The sequence below is a fragment of the Variovorax sp. GW460-12-1-14-LB1 genome, from assembly GCF_059423605.1.
In genome coordinates, this window is the sequence record NZ_JBWKYF010000013.1 from 61,667 (window position 1) to 85,183 (window position 23,517).

At 66.2% G+C, this 23,517-nt stretch carries 16 protein-coding genes; all 16 read left to right on the top strand.

Features of this window, described 5'->3' with window-relative positions:
- The first annotated feature begins 11 nt into the window (after positions 1 to 11).
- On the top strand, positions 12 to 503 hold the full coding sequence (gene tssE / locus AC07Y4_RS09415) for a type VI secretion system baseplate subunit TssE (protein WP_495274427.1): 492 nt from the start codon (positions 12 to 14) through the stop codon (positions 501 to 503).
- 26 nt (positions 504 to 529) lie between these two features.
- Positions 530 to 2,380, top strand: coding sequence for a type VI secretion system baseplate subunit TssF (gene tssF, locus AC07Y4_RS09420; protein WP_487847569.1), 1,851 nt, complete (start codon positions 530 to 532; stop codon positions 2,378 to 2,380).
- On the top strand, positions 2,344 to 3,465 hold the full coding sequence (tssG, locus tag AC07Y4_RS09425; protein WP_062474776.1) for a type VI secretion system baseplate subunit TssG: 1,122 nt from the start codon (positions 2,344 to 2,346) through the stop codon (positions 3,463 to 3,465). Before tssF ends, tssG begins: the two co-directional genes overlap by 37 nt.
- 40 nt (positions 3,466 to 3,505) lie before the next feature.
- Entirely contained in the window at positions 3,506 to 6,229 is a 2,724-nt protein-coding gene (gene tssH / locus AC07Y4_RS09430) for a type VI secretion system ATPase TssH (RefSeq protein ID WP_487847568.1), read from the top strand.
- 38 nt (positions 6,230 to 6,267) lie between these two features.
- A complete protein-coding gene (locus tag AC07Y4_RS09435) occupies positions 6,268 to 9,099 on the top strand; it encodes a type VI secretion system Vgr family protein (RefSeq protein WP_487847567.1) in 2,832 nt (943 codons plus the stop codon).
- A gap of 12 nt (positions 9,100 to 9,111) precedes the next feature.
- On the top strand, positions 9,112 to 10,056 hold the full coding sequence (locus tag AC07Y4_RS09440) for a DUF4123 domain-containing protein (protein ID WP_369630572.1): 945 nt from the start codon (positions 9,112 to 9,114) through the stop codon (positions 10,054 to 10,056).
- The gene (locus AC07Y4_RS09445; RefSeq protein WP_487847566.1) at positions 10,049 to 13,474 is read left to right on the top strand and encodes a T6SS effector BTH_I2691 family protein; all 3,426 of its coding nucleotides are present in this window, start codon (positions 10,049 to 10,051) and stop codon (positions 13,472 to 13,474) included. The genes AC07Y4_RS09440 and AC07Y4_RS09445 overlap by 8 nt, the downstream gene beginning before the upstream one ends.
- Before the next feature lies 1 nt (position 13,475).
- Complete coding sequence (locus AC07Y4_RS09450) at positions 13,476 to 14,354, top strand: DUF6708 domain-containing protein (RefSeq protein WP_447748052.1); 879 nt, start codon at positions 13,476 to 13,478, stop codon at positions 14,352 to 14,354.
- A 95-nt stretch (positions 14,355 to 14,449) separates the two neighbouring features.
- Positions 14,450 to 15,364, top strand: coding sequence for a DUF6708 domain-containing protein (locus AC07Y4_RS09455; protein WP_487847565.1), 915 nt, complete (start codon positions 14,450 to 14,452; stop codon positions 15,362 to 15,364).
- Entirely contained in the window at positions 15,361 to 15,879 is a 519-nt protein-coding gene (locus tag AC07Y4_RS09460; protein ID WP_487847564.1) for a hypothetical protein, read from the top strand. The genes AC07Y4_RS09455 and AC07Y4_RS09460 overlap by 4 nt, the downstream gene beginning before the upstream one ends.
- A 153-nt stretch (positions 15,880 to 16,032) precedes the next feature.
- The gene (locus tag AC07Y4_RS09465) at positions 16,033 to 18,915 is read left to right on the top strand and encodes a type VI secretion system Vgr family protein (RefSeq protein ID WP_487847563.1); all 2,883 of its coding nucleotides are present in this window, start codon (positions 16,033 to 16,035) and stop codon (positions 18,913 to 18,915) included.
- Positions 18,912 to 20,048, top strand: a complete 1,137-nt coding sequence (locus AC07Y4_RS09470; protein ID WP_099793822.1) for a hypothetical protein — start codon at positions 18,912 to 18,914, stop codon at positions 20,046 to 20,048. The genes AC07Y4_RS09465 and AC07Y4_RS09470 overlap by 4 nt, the downstream gene beginning before the upstream one ends.
- A gap of 4 nt (positions 20,049 to 20,052) precedes the next feature.
- Complete coding sequence (locus AC07Y4_RS09475; protein ID WP_487847562.1) at positions 20,053 to 20,796, top strand: hypothetical protein; 744 nt, start codon at positions 20,053 to 20,055, stop codon at positions 20,794 to 20,796.
- Positions 20,797 to 20,869: 73 nt separating this feature from the next.
- Entirely contained in the window at positions 20,870 to 21,835 is a 966-nt protein-coding gene (locus tag AC07Y4_RS09480) for a LysR substrate-binding domain-containing protein (RefSeq protein ID WP_062474802.1), read from the top strand.
- Between the two features lie 136 nt (positions 21,836 to 21,971).
- Positions 21,972 to 22,556 (top strand): Dps family protein, encoded by a 585-nt coding sequence (locus AC07Y4_RS09485; RefSeq protein ID WP_139700624.1) that lies wholly within the window; start codon positions 21,972 to 21,974, stop codon positions 22,554 to 22,556.
- Between the two features lie 86 nt (positions 22,557 to 22,642).
- On the top strand, positions 22,643 to 23,506 hold the full coding sequence (gene ubiA, locus AC07Y4_RS09490) for a 4-hydroxybenzoate octaprenyltransferase (protein WP_487847561.1): 864 nt from the start codon (positions 22,643 to 22,645) through the stop codon (positions 23,504 to 23,506).
- Positions 23,507 to 23,517: the final 11 nt, after the last annotated feature.

The following is a 23,517-nucleotide window of genomic DNA, read 5'->3' on the forward strand; positions in this document are numbered from 1 at the left end:
GGGAGTGACCCATGACAGGATTCGAACCGGGCCTGCTCGACAAGCTGTTCGATGACGACTGGCGCGGGCCGGCTTCGCCGGTGCTGCGGCATTTGTCGCTTGACGAGGTCAAGAACGTGGTCGCACGCGATCTCGAATCCCTGCTCAACACGCGCATGGTCTTCGACGACGCCAAGCTCCAGGCCTACCCCGAGTGCCGGCGTTCCGTCATGACCTACGGCCTGAGCGATTTCTCGGGCCTGAGCCTGGCCAGCCACTACGACCGTTCGTTCATCTGCCGCTCGCTGGAGCAGGCCATCGCGCGCCACGAGTCGCGCCTGTGCGATGTCTCGGTGTCGCTCGAGGTCGACGGCCAGGCCAGCACCCACATGCTCTATTTTGGAATCACCGCCCTGCTCGTGCTGCCGGAGCTGGCCGAGCCGGTGAACTTCGACGCCATGCTGCAGCCCACGACGCTGCAGTACTCCATCACCCGCGGCACCGGCAAGAGCCGGTACGCCTAGCGCCACGCCGGACCCCGACGCCCACCATGGACGAGTTGCTGCCCTTCTACGAACGCGAGCTGGCCTTCCTGCGCGGCTACTCGCAGGAGTTCGCCAAGGGCTACCCGAAGATCGCCGCGCGCCTGGCCATCTCGGCGGACGCCAGCGAAGACCCGCACGTCGAACGCATGATCCAGTCGTTCGCGCTGCTCACGGCCCGCATCAGCAAGAAGCTCGACGACGACTACCCCGAGCTCACCGAAGCGCTGCTCGAGGTGATGTACCCGCACTACCTGCGGCCCTTTCCGTCGTGCTCCATCGCGCAGTTCGACGCCGGCGGCGCGGCGCTCGCCAAGCTCAGCAAGCCCGTCACCATCGCGCGCGGCACCGAGCTGACCTCGCAGCCGGTGCGCGGCGGCGCCTGCCGCTTTCGCAGCGTGTACGACGTCACGCTGGCGGCGGTGCAGGTGTCGAACGTGGTCTACCACTCGGTGGTCAATGCGCCCGCGCAGGCCTCGCTGCCGCGCAACGCCACGGGCTGCCTGTCGGTCACGCTCGAGGCCACCGGCGAGCAGAAGTCGCTCGGCACCCTGGCGCTCACGCTGGCGCGGCTGCGCACCTTCATCGACGCCGAGCCCTCGCTGGCCACGGCGCTGGCCGACGCCATCTTTTTGAAGACGGCCGCCGTCTTCGTGGAGCCCGAGCGCAGCGGCAAGTGGACGCTGGTGCAGGGCGAGGCGCTGCACCCGGTCGGCTTCGAGGAGGCCGACGCGCTCATCGAACTGCCGGCGCGCTCGCACCCGGCCTACCGCCTGCTCAGCGAGTACTTCGCGTTCCCCGAGAAGTTCAACTTCGTCGACATCGACCTGACGAACGCGCTGCGCCACATCGGCTCGTGCCGCTCGATCACGCTGCACCTCGTGATGACCGGCGTGCGCGCCGATTCGCCCACGGCGCGGCTGCTCGAGGGCGTGTCCAGCCGCAACCTGCGCCTGGGCTGCACGCCCGTCATCAACCTCTTCAAGCAGCGCAGCGACCCGATCCGCGTCACGCACGCCGCCGCCGCCTACCCGGTGGTGGCCGATGCGCGCCGCGCCTTCGGCTTCGAGGTCTACAGCATCGACTCGGTCAAGCTCGTGAAGCAGACCGCCGAGGGCGACGCCTACATCGAGTTCCGGCCCTTCTACTCGCTGCACCACGGCGAGCATCCGAAGGAGGCCGAGCACTACTGGTTCGCGCGGCGCAACGAGCTCGTGGCGCAGCGCAGCCCGGGCTACGAGACCGAGCTTTCGATCGTCGACATCGACTTCCAGCCCTCGCTGCCGCAGACCGAAACGCTGAGCATCGACCTCACCTGCACCAACCGCGACCTGCCGCATTCGCTGGCCTTCGGCCTGCCCGGCGGCGACCTGTTCATCGAGGGCAACTCGGTGGCGCGCTCGATCCGCATGCTGCGCCGCCCGACGCAGACGCTGCGCATGCCGCGCGGCAAGGGCGTGCAGTGGCGGCTGGTGTCGCACCTGTCGCTCAACCATTTGTCGCTGGCCACCAGCGGGCTGCCGGCGTTGAAGGAAATGCTGCGGCTGTACGACCTGGGCCGCTCGGCCGTGTCGGCGCGGCAGATCGAGGCCATCACCGCGATCGAGCAGCAGGCCACCACCCAGTGGCTGCCCGGCAAGCCCTTCGCGACTTTCGTGCGCGGCATCGAGCTCAAGCTCACGGTCGACGAGACCGGCTTCGTGGGCAGCAGCCTGCAGGCCTTTGCCCGCGTGATGGACCATTTCTTCGGTCTCTATGTGCACCTGAACAGCTTCACCCAGCTGGTGATCGTTTCGGCGCGCGACAAGGAGGAGCTGGTGCGATGCAAGCCCCGCAGCGGCGAATCGATCCTCCTGTAGCCGAAAGGCTGCTGCGCGAACCCTACCGCTTCGAGTTTTTCCAGGCGGTGCGGTTGATCGAGCTCATGCTGCTCAAGCGGCAGGAGCGCGACGTGCACCAGCGCCTGGTGCCCGGCGAGCGCATGGTGCCGCGCTGGGTGCGCTTTCGCAGCTCCACGAGCCTGAACTTCCCGCCCAGCGAGATCGAGGCGCTGGCGGTGCGCGACGCCGTGGGCGAGCTGATGTCGGGCGCGCAGCTGTGCGAGCCGCCACTGCCGCATGAGGACGAGCACGGCCTGGGCCGCATCGAGCTCACGCCCGCGTCTTTCGGCATGCTGGGCGTGTCGGGTGCCTTGCCCATCGTCTACACCGAGATGCTGATGCGCCGCGAGCAGCATCTGCGCGACAGCTCGGCGCGCGCCTTTCTGGACGTGTTCAGCAACCGCGCCGCCGCGCTCTTCTATGCGGCCTGGCGCAAGTACCGCCTGCCGCTGCACTACGAGCACGAGCGCAGCCGCGCCTACCTGCCGGTGCTGCTGTCGATGGCCGGGCTGGAGCACACGGCCCAGCGCGACCCGCTGACCGACGGCACGGGCACCGTGTTCGACGAGACCGTGGCCGGCTACGCCGCCGCGGTGCGCCACCGGCCGATGTCGGCGGCGTACCTGCAGCGCGTGCTGTCCGATTACTTCCGCAGCCACATCCGCATCGAGCAGTTCCTGGGCAAGTGGTACGACATGCCCGTGCAGCAGCGCTCCAGGCTGGGCGAGGGCAACGTGAGCCTGGGCCAGAACGCGATGGCGGGCGAGCGCATCTGGCAGCGCGACCTGCGCATCCGCCTGTGGATCGGCCCGCTCAAGCGCAGCGCGCTGCGCGAGTTCTTTCCGGGCCGCGCGCATGCGAAGGCGCTCGAAAAAATGCTGGCGCTGCTGGCCGGCGTGACCTGCGAATACGAAGTGCGCCTGATCCTGGCGCGCGAGGAAGTGGCCGCCGTGCAGCTCAGCGACAGCGGCGGCAGCCACCTCGGCTGGGACAGCTTCATCACCACCCGCGAGGCCGAGGGCGACCGCAGCGACACGCAGTACGAGCTTCAGCCGCTGCAGTGACCTTTCAACGAACACGACCGACAGAAGAAAACCACCGTTCATGAGCACCTCGCTGAAGACACTGATCACCAAGCTCAACGCCAGCGCCCGCATGGCCACGCAGCGCGCCGCCAACCTGTGCCTGGGCCACGGCCACTACGAGGTCGACCTGGAGCACCTGTTCCTGGCGCTGCTCGAGCAGACCGACAACGACCTTGCGCGCGTGCTGCACGCCAACCGCATCAGCGCCACCGCGATCCAGTCGGACCTGGAGCGCGAGATCCAGACCTTCAAGAACGGCAACACGCGCACACCGGTGTTCTCGCAGCACCTGCAGCAGCTGTTCCAGCAGGCCTGGCTGCTGGCCTCGCTCGACGCGCACGCGGCGCAGATCCGCTCGGGCCACCTGCTGCTCGCGTTGCTGACACAGCCCGACCTCGCACAGCTCGCGCAGCGCGGCTCGCCGCTGTTCGCGAAGATCCGCCTCGAAGACCTGAAGCACGACTTCGACAAGCTCACCGACGGGTCGAGCGAAGCGGCGGAAGCCGGCGCCTCGGGCGCGGCCGCCGAAGGCGACGCGCAGCAAGCGCCGGCCGACCCGTTGGCCGCGGGCGTGCCCGGCAAAACGCCCGCGCTCGACCAGTTCACCACCAACCTCACGCAGCGTGCGAAGGACGGCGCGCTCGACCCGGTGATCGGCCGCGACACCGAGATCCGCCAGGTCATCGACATCCTGATGCGCCGTCGCCAGAACAACCCCATCCTCACGGGCGAGGCCGGCGTCGGCAAGACGGCCGTGGTCGAAGGGCTGGCACTGCGCATCGCGGCGCAGGATGTGCCCGAGTCGCTGCGCGCCGTGGCGCTGCACACGCTGGACATGGGCCTGCTGCAGGCCGGCGCGAGCGTGAAGGGCGAGTTCGAGAACCGCCTGAAGAACGTGATCGCCGAAGTCAAGAAGAGCCCGCACCCGATCGTGCTCTTCATCGACGAGGCCCACACCATGATCGGCGCGGGCGGCCAGGCCGGACAGAGCGATGCGGCCAACCTGCTCAAGCCCGCGCTGGCGCGCGGCGAGCTGCGCACCATCGCCGCCACCACCTGGGGCGAGTACAAGAAATACTTCGAGAAGGACGCGGCGCTCGCGCGGCGCTTCCAGGTCGTGAAGGTCGAGGAGCCCAGCGAGACGCTCGCCGCCGCCATGCTGCGCGGCATGGTGCCGCTGATGGAGAAGCACTTCAACATCCGCGTGCTCGACGAAGCCATCACCGAGGCCGTGCGCCTGTCGCACCGCTACATCAGCGGACGGCAACTGCCCGACAAGGCGGTGAGCGTGCTCGACACGGCCTGCGCGAAAGTCGCGCTGGGCCAGAGCGCAACGCCGGCGCTGATCGAGGAAGCGAACCGCGGCCTCGAACGCATCGAGGCCGAGAGCGCCGCGCTGGTGCGCGACACCGCGGCCGGCGGGCGCCATGAAGCGCGCCTGGCCGAACTGGCGGAAAAGAAGAGCGCGCTGCAGGCCGAGCTGGCCGCGAGCCAGCAGCGCCTGGCCGAAGAGAACGCGCTGGTCGAACGCATCCGCGCGCTGCGTGCGCAACGCGACGAGTCGGCCGCGCAGCCCGAGGCCGCACCCGCCGTGGCGGAGAAAGCACCGGCCCGCGCCGCGAGCCGCAAGAAGGCCGCAACCGCCGCAGACCCCGCGCGCGACGAACTCGATGCCCTGCTGGCCGAACTGCGCGCACTGCAAGGCACCACGCCGATGGTGCCGCTGCAAGTCGATGGCCATGTCGTCGCCGAGATCGTCTCGGCCTGGACCGGCGTACCGCTGGGGCGCATGGTCAAGGACGAGATCAAGACCGTGCGTGCCCTCGATACGCTGCTGGCCGAACGCGTCATCGGCCAGGACCACGCACTCGCCGCCGTGGCCCAGCGCGTGCGCACCGCGAGCGCGCGCCTGGAAGACCCCAACAAGCCGCGCGGCGTGTTCATGTTCGTCGGCCCCTCGGGCGTCGGCAAGACCGAGACCGCGCTCGCGCTGGCCGACATCCTGTACGGCGGCGAGAAGAAGCTCATCACCATCAACATGAGCGAGTACCAGGAGGCGCACAGTGTCTCGGGCCTCAAGGGTTCGCCGCCCGGCTACGTGGGCTATGGCGAAGGCGGCGTGCTCACCGAGGCCGTGCGCCGCCAGCCCTACAGCGTGGTGCTGCTCGACGAGGTCGAGAAGGCCCACCCCGACGTGCTCGAGATGTTCTTCCAGGTGTTCGACAAGGGCATGATGGACGACGCCGAGGGCCGCGAGATCGACTTCCGCAACACGCTGATCATCCTCACCTCGAACATCGGTTCGTCGCAGATCATGCAGGCGTGCCTGAACAAGGCCGACGAGGAGCGCCCCGCGCCCGACGCGCTGGCCGAGGCGCTGCGCCCCGTGCTCATGAAGGCCTTCAAGCCGGCCTTTCTCGGCCGCATGAAGGTGGCGCCGTTCTATCCGATCACCGACGCGGTGCTCGAGCAGATCATTGCGCTCAAGCTCGGGCGCATCCGCGACCGCATCGCGACCAACCACAAGGCCGTGTTCGAGTGGGACGACGCGCTGGTCGAGGCCGTGCTCGCACGCTGCACCGAGGTCGACTCGGGCGCGCGCAACGTCGACCACATCCTCAACGGCACCCTGCTGCCCGAGATCGCCGAGGCCGTGCTCACGCGCATGGCCGACGAGACGCCGCTGGCCAAGATCAAGGCCAGCTGCGGCAAGGGCGGCGAGTTCCGCTACCGGATCACCTAGGCGCAGCAGCCGCGCGTGCCCACGGGAGAACCAGAACAATGACGACGACCTTCACATCGGCCTCGCTCGGCGGGCTCATGCGCGCGGGCACCACGCAGCGCGATCGCCTGCTGGTGCTGCACACGCCGCTGGGCGAGAACAAGTTGCTGGCCGAGCGCCTGGAGGGCGTGGAGTGCATCGACGGCGGCGGCTTTCGCTTCGAACTCACCGCGCTGAGCGACGACGCGCACATCGAACTCAAGACCCTCATCGGCCAGGGCGTGCGCCTGGACCTGCAGACCGCGCAAAGCCGCACGGAGCTGCGCCCCTTCCACGGCCATGTGAGCGAGGCCGAGTGCGTGTCGAGCAACGGCGGCATGGCGCGCTACCGGCTCGTCATCGAGCCGTGGATCGCCTTCCTGAGGTACCGCCAGGACAGCTGCCTGTTCCAGCACCAGAACGTGTTCGACATCGTCGACGCCGTGTTCGGGCGTTACCAGAGCCAGGGCCAGCTCGCGCCGCATTGGCGCTGGGAGATCGCGCAGCGCGACATCTACCCCGTGCGCGGCATCACCACCCAGTACCAGGAAAGCGACTTCGACTTCGTCGCGCGCCTGCTCGTTGAAGAGGGCCTGTGCTACTGGTTCGAACACGCCACGGGCAAGGACGGTGCGCTGGGCAGTCACACCCTCGTCATCGCCGACCACAACGGCGCCTTCCGCGCCAACGCGCAAGCCACCATTCGTTTCCACCGCGCCGATGCCAGCGAGCGCGAAGACACCATCCAGCAGTGGCGCGGCCATCGCCAGCTGCAGACCAACAGCCTCGCGCAGCAGAGCTGGGACTACAAGAGCGTGAACGCACGCCCCGTGCAACAGCAAAGCCGCGCCGCGGGCCAGCGCACCCTGCACTGGAGCGACGACCCCGGCGCCTACGGCTGGGAGACCTCCGCGCAAGGCGAGCGCCTGCTCGCCAACGCTCTGCAGGCGCTGGAGCTGCGCAACAAGCGCTTCGAAGGCCGCAGCGCCGTGCGCACCCTGGCCCCGGCCACCACCTTCACCCTGAGCGGACACGAGCAGCACGACAAGGACAGCGAGCAGGACCGCCGCTTCGCCGTGCTTGCCGTGCGCCACATCGCACGCAACAACTTCGATGAAGACCTGAAGACCGGCATCTGCGAGCGACTGGGCCTGCCGGACATCGCGACCGTGTTCGACAGCGGCAACGGCGATACGACCGCAGACGCCGTCACCCACTACCGCAACGAATTCACCACCGTGCGCGCGGCCATCCCCTACCGGCCGCTGAGCCTGGACGGCCACGGCCAGCGCATCCATCCCAAGCCCAGCGTGCACGGCAGCCAGAGCGCCATCGTCATCGGCGTGGGCGGTGCCGATGCGCCGGTGCACACCGACCGCGACCACCGCATCAAGGTGCAGTTCCACTGGCAGCGCGGCAGTGCGTCGAGCGCGCGCCAGTCGCGCACCGACGGCCAGGACAACGCGCCCGCCGCCGACCGCCTGGGCGCGTGGGTGCGCGTGGCCGCCAGCGCCGCCGGCGACAACTGGGGCCAGATGAGCCTGCCGCGCGTGGGCCAGGAAGTGCTGGTGGAATTCCACCACGGCGACATCGACCGCCCCGTGGTCGTCGCCGCGCTGTACAACGGCGCCGGCCAGGTCGACGCCCAGCACAACCAGAAACCTGCGGGCGCCGCCCAGTCCACCGGCAACGCGCCCGCGTGGTTCGCCGGCGAAGGCAAGGGCGCCAAGGAGCACGCGCACAACGCCGTCTTCAGCGGCATCAAGACTCAGGAACTGAGCGCCAGCCAGAGCGGCGACGGGGGTTACAACCAGCTCGTCTTCGATGACACCCCCGGCCAGGGCAGCACCAGCCTTGCCACCACCCAGGCCAGCAGCCGCCTGCACCTGGGCCACCACAAGCAGCAGGACGACAACGCCCGCGGCAAGGGCCGCGGCCACGGCGCCGAACTGGCCACCACCGCGCAAGGCGCCATCCGCGCCGGCGCGGGCCTGCTCGTGAGCGCGTATGCGCAGCCGAACGCCAAGGGCGCGTTCATGGCGAGTCGCGAAGCGCAGCAGCAGACGAAACAGGCGGAAGAGCTCGCCACTTCACTCGCCCAGAGTGCGCAGACGCAGAAGGCGCAGATCAAGGGTGAAGGTGCTCCGGCCGAGCTGCCGGCGATCGCCGCGCTGAAGCATGTGGCCGAGGTGCTGGAGGCGAAGCAGGAGGGTGGTGCTGCGGCATCGGGCAGCAACGCTGGTTCAGGCGGCGGCGACATCAAGGCCACCGAAGGCGGCCACGGCAGCGTCACCGCGTACAGCGAGCCTCATCTGCAGTTCAGCGCGCCGATGGGCATCGGCTTCGTCACGCCGAAGGAAGTGATCGCCGTGAGCGGGCAGCACACCGCGATCGTCGCGAGCCAGGATGTTGACCTGCCCGCGCAAGGGCAGATCGCCCTGAGCGTGGCCAGCGGCGTGAGCCTGTACACGGTGGGCGCGAAGGCCGGTGAAGGCGGCGAGCCGAACCAGGAGCGTGGCATCGCGCTGCACGCGGCCAGCGGCAAGGTGAGCCTGCAGAGCCAGACCGGCGCCACGAAGATCGCGGCGGACAAGAAGGTGACGATCGCCAGCACGGCGAAGGACGTGGCCGTGGAGGCGCCCAAGCACGTGCTGCTGACGAGTGCGGGGGCGTACATCAGGCTGGAAGGATCGAGCATCAAGATCCATGCGCCGGGGAAGGTGACGTTCAGGGGGATGCATAACTTTGTGGGGCCGATGGGGGACAGTGCGAGCAACAGCGTGGGCAAGGCGGAAGCACAGCCATGCCCCAAGCAAAACGATGCCGCAGCCAGCGGCGCCGTCACCCTCTGAGGCCAGGGACAGATGTTCGAAAACCTTGTTCGGCAATTGGGGGAGGCGCTGCAGGCGGACGATGCCTTGTCCGCCTACCTGCTGGTCGACCCCATGTTGCGCGAGCCCTTCTCCGAGGACCTGTTGCAGGCGGAGCCGCGCGAAACCTGGACCGTTCCTGTTCGTCACCCGTTGTTGAAGCCCGAACAGCGCCCTCGATTGATTCGCCTGCATCCGCACGACACGCATCTGCTGAAGGCGAGCCTGGCCTTGGCGTTGAGCGAGCAGGCAGACCCGGATGCGGAGGGCGAACAAGGGTTCGTCTTGGGCGGCTGGTTGTTGGCTGACGCACCGGCAGACGCATTGGCTCGACATTTCGCCCGGTGCATGCAGGGCAGCTTCGCCGGTGAGACCAACCCCAAGTTCATACGCTGGGCCGATCGGCGGGTCATCGAGTGGATGTGGCCTGTACTGACACCGGACCAGCAAGCGGGTCTTTTGGGGCCCGTGCATTGCTGGTACAGCCTGGACCGATGCGGCGAACTTGTGCGCTACGAGGCCCCCTCCGATGCCAAGCAGGAGGGCGTGGGCTTCAGTGCCGAGCAGTGGGCCCATGCAACCCGCAACGAAGCGGTTCAGGATTTGCTGCGCGGGTGGCAGCGGTTCGCAGGCGTCTTGCCCTCCGATTACTTGCAGAAGGCCTCCGAGGCGACTGCCGCGACCATCTCCGCGGGATTGTCGAACCGGCAAGACCGGGTCTTGCTGGGGGCTTACATCCTGCAGGTCCACCCGCAATTGACCACCCATCCGACCGTGCACTCGTTGATCGCTCGCGCCTTGCGCGGTGACGCCACGCTGGCGCAGGCGCTCGAAGGCGTGCCTGACCCCGAGGGATGGAACACCATTCGGACCGAGTTGGAGCGCCACGCCGGACTGTCGCAGCTTCAACCGGCCACACAGGGAGAACGACTTGGCTGATACACCTGCCCCCAGCTATTCGGCGGGCGCGCAAAAGGCGGCTGCCGGCACGCCCGGATGCACTGCCGGCGGCTGCCCGGCGTGCGCCAAAGCCGGATTGCCGGTGTTGCTCGTACGGCCCGGCCTCGCGGAAAGTAGTTACGCGCAGCCCAAACAGGAAGCGGCGCGGCCGCTGCTCGACAGGCACACCGCGGAGGCGGCGTTGAGCTACAGCCGCTACGCAATGCGTACGCTGCGTGCGGGATTCGTTGTCGTTTTCTATGAGAAGCCCCATACGCCGCAATTGAAGGCCGACAAAGGCTGGCAGATTTTTCGTGTCAGCGATGGTGGGTATCTCAGTCCTTTCCCGCTGCAGGCCGTGTCCTACACGAACAGTGCCAGCAGCGAAGGTGGCTTTGTGTGCCAGCGCTCCGAAGCGTATGCCAATGCGATGCTGCTCGTGATTCCAGAGGCCAAGCTCGCGGGTTCCGTGTGGGTGGGCTACAGCGACCATCCCTGGTCCCAGCCTGTGCGAGACCTGTACGCGTCCAAAGAGGACTTGCGGAAAAGACGCATGACTCTCATCGAGGCTTCGAAGGGAACGGCCAAGCGGTCGATGCCACTGACCACGGGCGCCATCCTGACGCTTGTCGCGGACTACGACGAGAAGCTGCAGCCCAACGATTTGCTGGGTACGCCGTTCCCCCCGTTGAACATGCAGAAGGGGGCGGCGGGCAAAGCCGGCGTGCGGCCGGAAATCGCACTGGACGTTTTTCAAGCAGCCGAGCGTCTGGTGAGGGCTTCACAGGGGCAATACACCATGGACCATGTGCACATGGTCAGCGTTCCCGATGCCGTTGGGGTGACCTCCGAGTCGGCCTACATGCGTCTGGTCAAGTGCAACAGCGCAGCCCGGTGGCTGAACGAGTACAAGGATTCGGAAGGTAAAAAGCAGGGGCAGTGGCGACTTCAAACGGCGTTGACCATCGAGGGCTTGCTGAAAGAAATCGATGCACAAGGCGATGCGACCAAGAGACGCATCGCAGGCATGGGGCACCTGAATGGCAAGGCCATCACGAGCGAGGATTTCCGCAAGCAGAAAGCAGCCGGCAGCTTGCCGCCGGAAGCTCGTTGGGTAGGCAATCGCAAGGCAAGGCCGATGTCGAGGGTAGACGCCTACCCCGACCCGATCAATGGAAAAATCGAGCTTCCCAACGAGGGGGAGATCGACCACGACACCGCGGGCCTCAAGGATGACGTTCTTGAGAAGCTCGGATCGAGTGGCAGGTACACCTTCCGGAGTTTTCTGGAGCAATTCGACAGGCTTTCAAAGGCCGACAAGAATCTTCTTTCGAAGATCGAGCCCGATCACGGGGCGTGGCTCAATTCGGCAGCGCGCAAGCTCGTGACCGAGCATGACTTTGGCCTCAACGAACGCATCGACGGCCTGCACTACGCCAATGCTGTCGCACAGATCACGTTGGGAGGGCACATGAGCACCACGGGACTCGAGTGGTACAAGCCCTTTGCTTCTGACAACCCACATGACAGCCAGGCGCTGCTCACTCGGGCGCTGCTTGGGAATCAGGTGGCATTCTTCGACGCATTCAAGCCCACCAAGATCCACAAGGAAACCAAGAACATCTTCAAGTTGTTCGAGGAAACGGCACAGGCTCTGAAAGATGCAAGCGCGGGCAAGGGAACTCCCTTGGCCAGCCAGGTCCTCCTTGCCAAGTATCCGTTCTACGACAAGGTCGTCAGCAGCTTGCCGTTGCTGAAAAACGCCGCCTCGGGTCTGGCGCATCCGCTCATCACCATCGTGGGCGGGATCAGCATGGCCACGACAGGCACGGACCCGGCATCGGTCAAGACACGGCAATTCCTCACGGCCGTCATGCAATGCATTACCGCCGGCACGGCAGGGCCTTCAGGCGCGATGGCGCAAACGGTCAAGATGACCCTGTCGGAGGCTGTGAAGTACTGGGAGAGCCTGCGCGGCGAGTTGGGTCGCCGCGCGGCGCAGGGCGCGGGCGCCGTAACGGGCGCGGCCAACAAGGCCGGTACCGCCGCCACAGGCAAGCTCAAGAACGTGGCGCTGGCGGGTGGTCTGAGCTTGGCACTGGCGGGGCATTCGCGCGGTCTCAACACGCTGATCGATGTGTGGATCTTCACGGCTGAATCTGCAGACGACCTCACCAAAAAGGCCACCGTCGCAGGGCGCTCCGCCGCCAACGCTGCAGCTCAGGCGGGCCGCTCTGCCGGCAACGTCGCCACTGCGGCGGGGCGGGCGATCGGCAGCGCCACCGGGCCGGCAACGCAAGCGGCCACCCGTGCGGCCGGCTGGACCGCCGCACAGCTCTCCGGTTTTGCCAAGGGCTCGGCAGCCGTCATGAGCGGCGGCGCAGCGTCCTTCTCGGCAGCCGGCGCGGTGTTGCATGGGTTCTCGATTGCCAAGTCCATCAAGATGCTGGAGAACGGCACGCAAGACCAGCGCACAGCTGCGTGGTTTGGGCTGGCCGGCTCGGGCCTGGGCATCACGGGCGCGAGCCTTGAAGTTGCCGAGCAGATTGCCAAGGCGAACGGTGCATGGGCTTCGAAGGCGAACATGCTGAAGCTGATGGCGAGCAGGTTGTCGGCAATGGGATTGTTTGTCGATGCGGGTTTGGCTGCGGTTAATTCAGTGCGAAGGTCGGAGGTGGCGGACAAGGATGCCGCAAATGCATACAGAGTCTCCGCAGCTCTTTTCGGACTCGCCGGGGTCGCAGGGCTGATGGCTGCTGGGCAGATCAGCGGCTCGGTGGTCAGCGCCGGCCTGCTGGGCCTGTCGTGGACCGGCTGGGGCCTGATTCTGATCGGCCTGGCCATCGGTGTCGGCTACATCGCCATGCTGCTACAAGACACGCCCACTGAAGAATGGGCTGCTAAAACCATTTGGGGCCGAGCCGATACCAAATGGGGCAGCCTGGAAGTTGAGCAGCAGGAACTCAACAAGCTGCTCATGGGCATCCGCGTCGAGTTCGAGTACGGCATGAACACCATGGCCACGACCGGGGCCGGTATGTCGCGTGCCAATGGCGGGCTGGGAGCGCTGTTCATGAAAGACCCGTTCGAAGGTCACAGCGGTCTGTACAAGACCGTCGAACTGAAGCTGTGGATGCCCAAGGCATTGCGCGACAGCCTTGAATGGACCATCGGCATCACGCTGGGCGGCCGCGACGGCATCTCGACTTTGGTCTACATGCTGGGTCGCAGCGTGCCGCCTGCGCCAGCGCTGAGCTTGAAGGGCCTGGAGCGTCCGCAACGCAGTGATGAGGGCGACTTCACCCGCATCACCATCGACACCGATGGGTTGCTCTACCCGCGAGCCCAGGTCCAGGTCCAGGTGCTGGTCGACGCCACCAGCGGAGACTATGTGGTGGATCAGACGATGACTGACTGACATGAAGAAACTACCTGAATACAACGTGCTGCTGCCGGATTGGCAAGGGCCGGAGACGCAGTTTGACGAGATCGACGAAGCGCTGCGTCCGATGCTCAATGGAACGATCACGCGCGTGGCGCCTGACGATAAGCGGAAGCCGGTGCACGAGAGTGCGAGCACCTGCGATTCGTTGCTGGCAGTGCATCCGGATGCGATTCAGATCGGTGCGCCCATGGGTACGGGAGAGGTGATCGGGACGGGAAATACATACATTCTCTTTTCGGTGGGACTTATGGGTTTGGGGGGATGGATGACACCAAGAGGTGCTGATGTCTTGGGCTGGGCGCTGAGCGCGGCAATGTTCTTGCTTGGTTTTTATGCGTTTTCTTTTGCCCTTCGCATGTCTCACCTTGCTCCCCGAGATATCCCCATCGTCTTCAATCGCAAGACCCGAGAAGTCAGCATCTGCATGCTGGGGCGCTTGCGCTTCTGGCGCTTCTGGGAGCGCGTTGGCATCGACAAAGTGATCACCACCTCGTGGGACGATTTGCAGGCCCGCAGCTACAAGGTCATGCAACTCACCGGCGAGGCGGCCCGCGACACCCATGTGCTGCGCCTGCTGTGGGGCGAGGCCCGGAACCCGCGCAAGCTGGAAGGCATCGCCTTGATCGGCTATCTCGGTTGGTACGAAGACGCTGCACTCTGGCGTCTGTGGGAACACATCCGGCGCTACATGGAAGAGGGCGGCCCGGCCATCCAACCGGGCGAGACCTTGCGCACCAGCGGTGCGGGCAAGCTGCCGGAGTTGCCGCCGCAGGTCATTGCAGCGGCCGGTGGTCCGGCGTTGAGTGTGGAAGAGGTTACCCGGCTGGCGGGTGCGGCCGATGCGGCGGCTTAGGGTGCAAGCTGACGTGCACTCGATCTTCACCAGTCAGGCGCAAGCGGCTGTCAAGAAATCAATCGATGCCGACGGTGACGGGATGACGGCGTGACATGAAAAAGCTACCCGAATACAACGTGCTGCTGCCGGATTGGCAAGGGGCGGAGACGCAGTTTGACGAGATCGGCGAGGTGCTGCGGCCGATGCTCAATGGAACGATCACGCGTGTGGCGCCCGGGGACAAGAAGCAGCCCGTGCACGAGAGCGCCAGCACCTGCGATTCGCTGTTGGCTGTACATCCGCATGCGATTGAGATTGGCGCGCCCTTTGGAACCGGGGAGACAGTGGGGAATGGGAATACCTATGCGGCTTTCTTTTTGGGATTCATGGGATTCGGGGCCTGGTTTCTCTGGGAAGGATTGATGTCTCGGAGTATTTTTTTTCTTGTTAGCGGGAGCATCATTCTTGCGACTGGCTTCTTCCCCTTCTCCTTCGCCCTGAGGATGTCCCACCTAGCCCCTCGCGACATTCCCGTGGTCTTCAACCGCAAGACCCGCGAGGTCAGTATTTGCGTGCTGGGGCGCTTGCGCTTCTGGCGCTTCTGGGAGCGCGTGGGCATCGACAAAGTGATCACCACCTCGTGGGACGATTTGCAGGCCCGCAGCTACAAGATCATGCAACTCACCGGCGAGGCGGCCCGCGACACCCATGTGCTGCGCCTGCTGTGGGGCGAGGCCCGGAATCCGCGCAAGCTGGAAGGCATCGCCTTGATCGGCTACCTCGGCTGGTACGAAGACGCAGCACTCTGGCGTCTGTGGGAACACATCCGGCGCTACATGGAAGAGGGCGGCCCGGCCATCCAACCGGGCGAGACCTTGCGCACCAGTGGTGCGGGCAAGTTGCCCGAGTTGCCGCCGCAGGTCATTGCTGCGGCTGGCGGGCCGGCGTTGAGTGTGGAAGAGGTTGCCCGGCTGGCGGGTGTGGCCGGTGTGGCCTGTGCGCTGCACAGCCGTTCTTTTGCCCTATGAAGCGATTCGCTCTACTTGCCGCAGTTGTTGTTGCAGTCCTCATCGCATCGGCTGTGGCGTACCGCGGCTATCGGGTGAACACGAGCACTTCCGACACTTCAACCGCGGTATCGAGCGACGAGAGCCGGGCCCAGGGAAGGCTGTTGGCGAAGCTTCGTTTCGATGCGCCGTCCTTTGGCGATTGCTCGGTCCATGACGCGTGGCTGGAAAAGTCCGCCACGTTCGTGACGCGCAGCTGGTTCGGAATCCGTCTTGGAAATGAAACCATTCCGACAGCCGCCATCCATGTGGTCCTCGACATGCCCAAAGAGCCGTTCCTGTTTGCGCAAAGCCTGAGCTTCGACGAGACGAACCCGACCGCTTCCGACCTGGGGCTGACAGGCTCGTTCACTCAGACCGTCACGATCAATGCAAGGCGCTACTGGCTGTTCGGATCGAACACCGTGTTTCCGCCGCCTGCGGTCATGACATTCAGCTGTGGCACAGCAAACGCACATGCAACGTTGGCGAACTAGGATTTTTCCGGTCCACGCGATGTCGATCGGCCAGCCCCTGAACCGACAGGGCGGGAAGATCGCGCGCGGCCATGCATCGAACGAAGACCGGCACGACCGGCACTGACACCAGGGAGGTGGATATCCATGTCATCAGACACATCAAGCAGCTTCATGCCGACGCCATGGAAGCTCGAAGGCCTGAACGTCGCGCGGCTGTCGGAGCAGGCGCGGCTCATCAAGCTGCAGCTGCCCACGTCGGCGCCGCAGAACGCCGTCGTCGTCGAGCGCTTCACCGGCACCGAAGGCCTCAACGAGCTCTTCGAGTTCACCATCGACACCCTCGCCACCTCGAGCGAGTTCGACCCGTTCGCGCTGATCGGCGAAGAGTTGAGCCTGCGCCTGCTGTTGGCCAACGGCAGCTTTCGCACCTGGCACGGTTACCTCACGGCCGTCGATGCGCTGGGCGGTGACGGCGGCCTGGCGCGCTACCGGCTGCACCTGCAACCCTGGCTCGCCGCGCTCGGCCTGCGCCGCGACAGCTTCGTGTACGCCGCCAAGCACGTGCAGGACATCGTCAGTGAAGTGTTCGCCGACCACACGACCGCCAGCTTCAGCTTCGAAGTCACGCAGGAGATGCCCGTGCGGCCCACCTGCGTGCAGTACCGCGAGTCGGACCTGGCCTTCGTGCTGCGCCTGCTGGCGGAAGAGGGCCTGAGCTTTCGCTTCGAGCATGAGCAGCAACAGTCGACGGGCAGTGGAAGCGGCAACACCACGCCCTCGCACCACCGCCTGGTGATCTTCGACCGCGCGGCAACCCCGCCCGACTGCGCCTTGTCGCAGATCCGCTTCCACCGCGTCGACGCCACCGAAGCGACCGACGCCATCACCGCCTGGAGCAGCCGGCGCCAGGTCACCACCAACGCCGTCATGCGCAACGCCTGGGACGCCAGCGTGCTGCAGGCCCCCACCGGCGCGGTGCAGAGCGCGCTGGCCATGGGCGAGGTGCCCGTGCTGGAGCACTACGACGGCACCGGCGCGCAGCGCTATGCCGACAGCGCCACCGCCGCCCGCCGCGCCGAGCAGCAGCTGGTGGCCTTCGAGTCGCGCATCAAGTGCTACGGCGCCGCGGGCAGCGTGCGACAGCTCGGTGCCGGCGAGCGCTTCACGCTCACGCAGCACGACCGCTACGGCGGCCGCAAATTCCTCGCACTGCGCGTGCGCCACGAAGCGGCCAACAACCTCGGCGCACAGGCAGCGCAGGTGCTCGAGGCCGGCGAACTCGAGAGGGGCAGCTACCGCAACAGCTTCGAGGCCCAGCCGGCCGAGGCGCAGGTCGTGCCGCTGTGGCGACCCAAGCCCACGGCCCCCGAGGCCATGGTCGCGCTGGTGGTCGGCGGCGATGACGACGAGGCACCGACCGCTGTCCACACGCAGCGCGATCATCGTGTGCAGGTGCGCTTCCATTGGCAGGCCCAGCGGGCGGGCCAGCCGCAATCGACGGGCAGCGGACAAGGCAGCCTCGTCGCCGCCGGTCGCCACGCGAGCAATCGCCAGTCCGTCTGGCTGCGCGTGGCTGCACCCGTTGCCGGTCCGAACTGGGGCGCACACCACCTGCCGCGCGTGGGCTCCGAGGTGCTCGTGTCCTTCATCGAAGGCGACATCGACCGACCGGTGGTGGCCCAGCAGCTCTACAACGGACAGGACCTGCCGCCCTGGTCGGCCGGCACCGCTTCGTCGGCCAACCATGCGGGCGTGCTCTCGGGCTGGCACAGCCGCGCGCTCGACGGCAGTGGCTACAACCAGTGGATCGCCGACGACGCGCCCGGCCAGGTGCGCACCCGCCTGGCCAGCTCGCACGCCGCGAGCCAGCTCAATCTGGGCCACCTCAACGCCCAGTCGCCCGACGAGAGCAGCCGCGGCGCCTGGCGCGGCAGCGGCGCCGAGCTGCGCTCCGACGCCTGGGTCGCCACGCGCGCCGGCGAGGGTTTGTTGATCTCTACGCTGGCCCAGGAACGCGCGGCAGGCAGCGTGCAGGACACCACCAGCGTGCGCGGCCAGCTCGCGGGCGCGCTGCGCGAGGCGCAGAAGCTGTCTGATGCGGCCGGCGGCGCCAAGGCGCTGGCGCTGAGCGCCACGGCGCTGCTGCAGCCGCTGATCGACGACATCGATCCCCAGAAGAACGGGCACTATCCCGGCAGCGTCAACGGACAGGACGCGCGCGAGCCCAAGGGTGGAGAGGGCGCAGGTTCACGTGAAGGGCAAGACCCCGTGCCCGCCTTCGCCCGGCCGCTCATGGTGCTCGATGCGGCCATGAGCCTGAACATGGCCACGCCCGCCAGCGCGACTGTGTACGCAGGCGAGGCGATCCATTGGACTGCGCAGGCGCAGGCCCACATCGCAGCGGGCAAGACCGTGAGCTTTGCGGCCGCCAAATCCGTGGGGCTGTACAGCCACAAGGGCGGCATCCAGGTCATCGCGCAAGACGGGCCGGTGAGCGTGCAGGCGCACACCGACGAACTCGAATGGCTGGCCAAGGAAGGCTTCACGGTCACCAGCAGCAATGACGAGATCCACGTGCTGGCGCAGAAGAAGGTCACGCTCAAGGGCGGGCAGACGAGCATCGAGCTGGATGGGATGAACATCACCTTGAAGATGCCAGGGCTGCTGGACATCAAGGGGACGAGCAAGAGTTTCGTGGGGCCGAAAGGGAATCCGGCAGAGCTGATGGGGCTGCCGATGGGGTTGACCAGCGAGCCCAAGCATTTCATCGAAGTCGAACGTCGCTACTACGACACGGATGCGGTTCAGGGCGCGGACGTCAAGGTGACGTTCTCGGACAAGAGCGTTCGCAGGGGAAAGCTGGGATCGAATGGACAACTGCGCTTCGACGGCGTGCCGGCCGGTGCCGCAGACATCGAGATCGGCGAAGACGCCAGGGAATGGCAAATCGACCCCGTCGAGGAGTCTCCGTCCAACCCCGCCTACGGGAAGGACGTGACGCCTGAGCAGGCCATGGCGCTCTACGCGCTGGTTTTCGGTTCGGAGGACAAATGAACGACGCGCTCGATTGGTTCTGGGGCGTCCTGCAGGGCGACTTCAACGAGGATGCCAGCCTGTCGCAAACAGTCGTCGGCAGCATCATCACTGCGATTCCCATCCTCGATCAGCTCGCGGACATTCGCGACGTGATTGCCAATTTGCACCAGCTCTCGAAGGACTCGAGCGACAAGTGGAAATGGATCGCGCTCGCCATCACGCTCATCGGCCTCATTCCGGTTCTGGGGAGCCTGCTGAAGGGCGTTTTCAAGTCGTTGGTGAAGTTTCTCAAGCAGGGTGGCAAGTACGCCGATGAGGCGCTCGAAACGATCCTTGCGATCATCCGTGGCGCTGGCAAGGGAGATCCCGTCAAGTGGCTCAAGAGCCTGCCGATGGATCAATATGCAAAGAATGCCGTCAAGCGGTTCGACGAGATCACACAGAAGATCATTCTTGGGATATCCGATGTGCGGCACCGGTGGCTGACCCGGAAGCTGCTGGGCGACAACGTCAAGCGCCTGGAGTTGGTCGAGCAGCAGATTGCAAAGCTGCGGGGCATGGGGCAGGCCAAGATCCCCGAAGTCATGCGCTTCCTCAAGTCCGAGCTCGACAAGCTGCTGGAGCGGGCCAAGCCCGCGAAGCTGGATGGCGCAACCGACACGGCCAATACCTTGGCGCACAGCGCCAAGCCGCTGCTTCGGCTCGACTATGAGGTGGCGGTCAAGCGTCGCGTCGGCGGCAAGGTGCAAAGCATGCGCGCCGCAGGCAAGAGCGAAGAAGAGATCGCAAAGGCCGCGAACGCCGAGCGCCGTGCACTCGGCAAGGAATTCAAGGACAAGACCGATCCGGAGCTCCGGGAGGTCATCTACAAGCGCAACCAGGCGCTGTATGGCGATCCGCTGGGGCCGAAGTACGAAGACCTGAAGCGGGGCTATGTCATTCACCCCAAGACACGTGAGCGCGTGAATGTCGGCAAGGGCAATCCCAAGACCGACGCCCAGATCATCGAAGGCGCCCAGAATGCAGGGGGCGACGACATGCCGTGGGACCTGATCATGGAGTTCTATCGCCAGAAGAAAACCGGTGACCCTGAGAAGGCGGCCAAGCTTCTCCGTGAAATCGACGCGATCGTCAACCGAGCAAAGAAATAGTCCCATGTGGCTCTACCTGCATCACACCGCCTCCGACCTCATCGACCTGGACCCCACAACCGGCCGCTGGCGCCCAGTCGACGACGCCGAGAAACCCCCAGGCGCGTCGGTACTCGCCGACCTCCCCGTCAAAGGCGGCTACACGATCGAGAACGACAAGCGCTACTACAGCTATTGGACGGACGATGAGAAGTTCGTTTTTCGCAGCGACGACGGCGCTGTGTTCGAGATCTGCCAGAAGCGCGACGACGGCTCCGTGGTCATGCTCCCGCCCGTCTTGCGGAGCGAGATCGCGCCTTCGCGGTATGGCGATGGGCGTTTGCGGCAGGGCTTCAGCCAGTTCCGGCTGATGGACGCCGCGACAGCCAATGTCGTCTTCGAGCTGGACTACAACGCCGAGCGCTATCAACGCCTGTACCAGGCCGACTTCACCGCCGCGGCGGCGGAGCAGGATCTGTCCGACTGGGATTTCTTCGTCGCCTTGCAAGGCGCCATCGAGATTTTCGAAGAGCGTGCCGCGTCCGGCCGCGTCGCTTTCTCCGTGCAGGACGATGGCTCGGCGCAGGTCCAGGGGCACCGCATGCGCCGCGATGAGCTGCTGTTTGCGGACACGGGCCAGACCTGCCCCCGCTCGGGCGTCTGGGCCTGCCTGACCGACCTGCGCGTGAGCGCGGCGGTCACGCAGGGTGAGCCGATGCCCTCGAACGCTGGGCAGCCAGTGCAATGGGTCTGGAGCCGCGCGGGCTGAGCGCAGCGCAGCCCGCGGCTTTTAACCCCGCCCCAGCCGGGTCACAGACCCTTGCGCATAATTGACGCAAGCTATGACTCTTACCGAACTCAAATACATCGTCGCAGTCGCCCGCGAGCGGCACTTCGGCAAGGCGGCCGAGGCCTGCTATGTGTCCCAGCCGACGCTTTCGGTGGCCATCAAGAAACTCGAGGACGAACTCGAGGTCAAGCTCTTCGAGCGCAGCGCCGGTGAAGTGACCGTGACGCCGCTCGGCGAGCAGATCGTCCAGCAGGCGCAGAGCGTGCTCGACCAGGCCGCGAGCATCAAGGAGATCGCCAAGCGCGGAAAAGACCCGCTGGCCGGCCCGCTGAACCTGGGCGTGATCTACACGATCGGCCCGTACCTGCTGCCCGACCTCGTACGCCAGGTGATCGCGCGCACGCCGCAGATGCCGCTGGTGCTGCAGGAGAACTTCACGGTCAAGCTGCTCGAGATGCTGCGCGCCGGCGAGATCGACTGCGCGATCATGGCCGAGCCCTTTCCCGACACGGGCCTGGCGATGGCGCCGCTGTACGACGAGCCCTTCATGGCGGCGCTGCCCGTGAAGCACAAGCTGGCCGACCGCGAGTCGATCACCTCGGAAGAACTGCAGAGCGAGACGATGCTGCTGCTGGGCACAGGCCACTGCTTTCGCGACCACGTGCTCGAAGTGTGTCCCGAGTTCGCGCGCTTCTCGAGCAACGCCGAGGGCATCCGCAAGAGCTTCGAGGGCTCGTCGCTGGAGACCATCAAGCACATGGTGGCCTCGGGCATGGGCGTGACGCTGGTGCCACGCCTGTCGGTGCCGGCCGAGGCGCTCAAGCCGAAGGTCAAGGGCCGCAAGGAGCCCGAGCAGATGGTGCGCTACCTGCCCGTGCGCGACGCGCAGGACCGCGACCCGCCGATGCGCCGCGTGGTGCTGGCCTGGCGCCGCACCTTTACGCGCTACGAGGCCATTGCGGCGCTGCGCAACGCGATCTACGCGTGCGAGCTGCCGGGTGTCAAACGACTCTCCTAGCGATTCGGGGCCTTCGCCTACGCGCGGGCTGTTTGGGATCGCTGATCGCTGGGATAGAGTGAAGCTGTTGCGAAGCCGCCTGCCGGCTTTCAGAATTTCGGTGTTGTCACCCAACTTCAAGAAAGACCCCTCCGCCATGGCCAAACCCCCGAAAAAGACCAAGTCCCCGTCGCCTGCCTCCTCTGCCGGCAAGGTGCCCAAGAAGGGCGGCGCCGTCGTCGCGCAGGAGTCGGGCAGCCGCAACGCGCCGATCATCAACATCGGCATCGAACGCCAGGATCGCGCGGCCATTGCCGAAGGCCTGAGCCGCGTGCTGGCCGACACCTACACGCTGTACCTCACGACGCACAACTTCCACTGGAACGTGACGGGGCCGCACTTCAACTCGCTGCATGCGATGTTCATGACGCAGTACACCGAGCTGTGGGGCTCGACGGACGTGCTCGCCGAGCGCATCCGCGCGCTGGGCCACTACGCGCCGGGCTCGTACGCCGAATTCAGCAAGATCGCCACCGTGCCCGACGTGCCGCAGACCCCGCCCAAGGCGATGGAGATGGTGCGCATCCTCGTGAAGGGCCACGAAACGGTGTCGCGCATCGCGCGCGAGTTCATCCCGGTGGCCGAAGAGGCCGGCGACGATCCGACCGCCGACATGCTGACCGCGCGCTGCACGGTGCACGACCAGACGGCCTGGATGCTGCGCTCGCTGCTCGAGGACTGACGGCGGCCTCCTGATTTCCCGGTGCGCCGGGAGTCCCTGCAAGAGCGGCACAATGGCCGCTCTTTTTTCGTCTGCCCGTCCGCCGCATGCCTCTCGCCCGCCGTTTCGCGCTCTACCTCGATCTGATCCGCTGGAACCGGCCGGCCGGCTGGCTGTTGTTGCTGTGGCCCACGCTGGGCGCACTCTGGTTCGCGGCCGACGGCTGGCCCGGCTGGCACCTGCTTGTGGTGTTCACGCTCGGCACCTTCCTGATGCGCAGCGCGGGCTGCTGCGTCAACGACGTGGCCGACCGCGAGTTCGACCGTCATGTGAAGCGCACAGCCCAGCGGCCGGTGACGAGCGGCGCCATGTCGGTCAAGGAGGCGCTGGGGCTGGGCGCGGTGCTGGCGCTGCTGTCCTTCGGGCTGGTGCTCACCACCAACCGCACGACGGTGCTGTGGTCGTTCGCGGCGCTGGCGATCACGCTGATCTATCCGTTCGCCAAGCGCTTCGTGTCGATCCCGCAGGCGGTGCTGGGCATCGCCTTCAGCTTCGGCATCCCGATGGCCTTTGCCGCGGTGCAGTCGACGGTGCCGGCCTTTGCCTGGTGGCTGCTGGCGGGCAACCTGTTCTGGGTGCTGGCCTACGACACCGAGTACGCGATGGTGGACCGCGACGACGACCTGAAGATCGGCATGAAGACCTCGGCGATCACCTTCGGCCGCTTCGACGTGGCGGCGGTGATGGCCAGCTACGCGATCTTCCTGGCGGTCTGGATCTGGGCCGGTGCCAGCCGATCGCTGGGGGTGCTCTTCTATCTGGGCATTGCGGTGGCGGCGGCGCAGGCGTTCTGGCACTGGCGGCTGATCCATGACCGCACGCGCGAGGGCTGCTTCAAGGCCTTCCGCGAAAACCACTGGCTGGGCTTCGCGGTGTTCGTCGGCATCGTGGCGGGCTACGCCCTCCGATAGCCCCCGCCGGG

What these genes read in the sequence shown, in the direction of transcription:
- AC07Y4_RS09435 (WP_487847567.1), top strand. Translation starts at nt 6,268, where the DNA reads ATGACGACGACCTTCACATCGGCCTCGCTCGGCGGGCTCATGCGCGCG.
- AC07Y4_RS09470 (WP_099793822.1), top strand. Translation starts at nt 18,912, where the DNA reads ATGAACGACGCGCTCGATTGGTTCTGGGGCGTCCTGCAGGGCGACTTC.
- AC07Y4_RS09450 (WP_447748052.1), top strand. Translation starts at nt 13,476, where the DNA reads ATGAAGAAACTACCTGAATACAACGTGCTGCTGCCGGATTGGCAAGGG.
- tssG (WP_062474776.1), top strand. Translation starts at nt 2,344, where the DNA reads ATGCAAGCCCCGCAGCGGCGAATCGATCCTCCTGTAGCCGAAAGGCTG.
- AC07Y4_RS09475 (WP_487847562.1), top strand. Translation starts at nt 20,053, where the DNA reads ATGTGGCTCTACCTGCATCACACCGCCTCCGACCTCATCGACCTGGAC.
- AC07Y4_RS09440 (WP_369630572.1), top strand. Translation starts at nt 9,112, where the DNA reads ATGTTCGAAAACCTTGTTCGGCAATTGGGGGAGGCGCTGCAGGCGGAC.
- AC07Y4_RS09465 (WP_487847563.1), top strand. Translation starts at nt 16,033, where the DNA reads ATGCCGACGCCATGGAAGCTCGAAGGCCTGAACGTCGCGCGGCTGTCG.
- AC07Y4_RS09485 (WP_139700624.1), top strand. Translation starts at nt 21,972, where the DNA reads ATGGCCAAACCCCCGAAAAAGACCAAGTCCCCGTCGCCTGCCTCCTCT.
- AC07Y4_RS09455 (WP_487847565.1), top strand. Translation starts at nt 14,450, where the DNA reads ATGAAAAAGCTACCCGAATACAACGTGCTGCTGCCGGATTGGCAAGGG.
- tssE (WP_495274427.1), top strand. Translation starts at nt 12, where the DNA reads ATGACAGGATTCGAACCGGGCCTGCTCGACAAGCTGTTCGATGACGAC.
- tssH (WP_487847568.1), top strand. Translation starts at nt 3,506, where the DNA reads ATGAGCACCTCGCTGAAGACACTGATCACCAAGCTCAACGCCAGCGCC.
- AC07Y4_RS09460 (WP_487847564.1), top strand. Translation starts at nt 15,361, where the DNA reads ATGAAGCGATTCGCTCTACTTGCCGCAGTTGTTGTTGCAGTCCTCATC.
- tssF (WP_487847569.1), top strand. Translation starts at nt 530, where the DNA reads ATGGACGAGTTGCTGCCCTTCTACGAACGCGAGCTGGCCTTCCTGCGC.
- ubiA (WP_487847561.1), top strand. Translation starts at nt 22,643, where the DNA reads ATGCCTCTCGCCCGCCGTTTCGCGCTCTACCTCGATCTGATCCGCTGG.
- AC07Y4_RS09480 (WP_062474802.1), top strand. Translation starts at nt 20,870, where the DNA reads ATGACTCTTACCGAACTCAAATACATCGTCGCAGTCGCCCGCGAGCGG.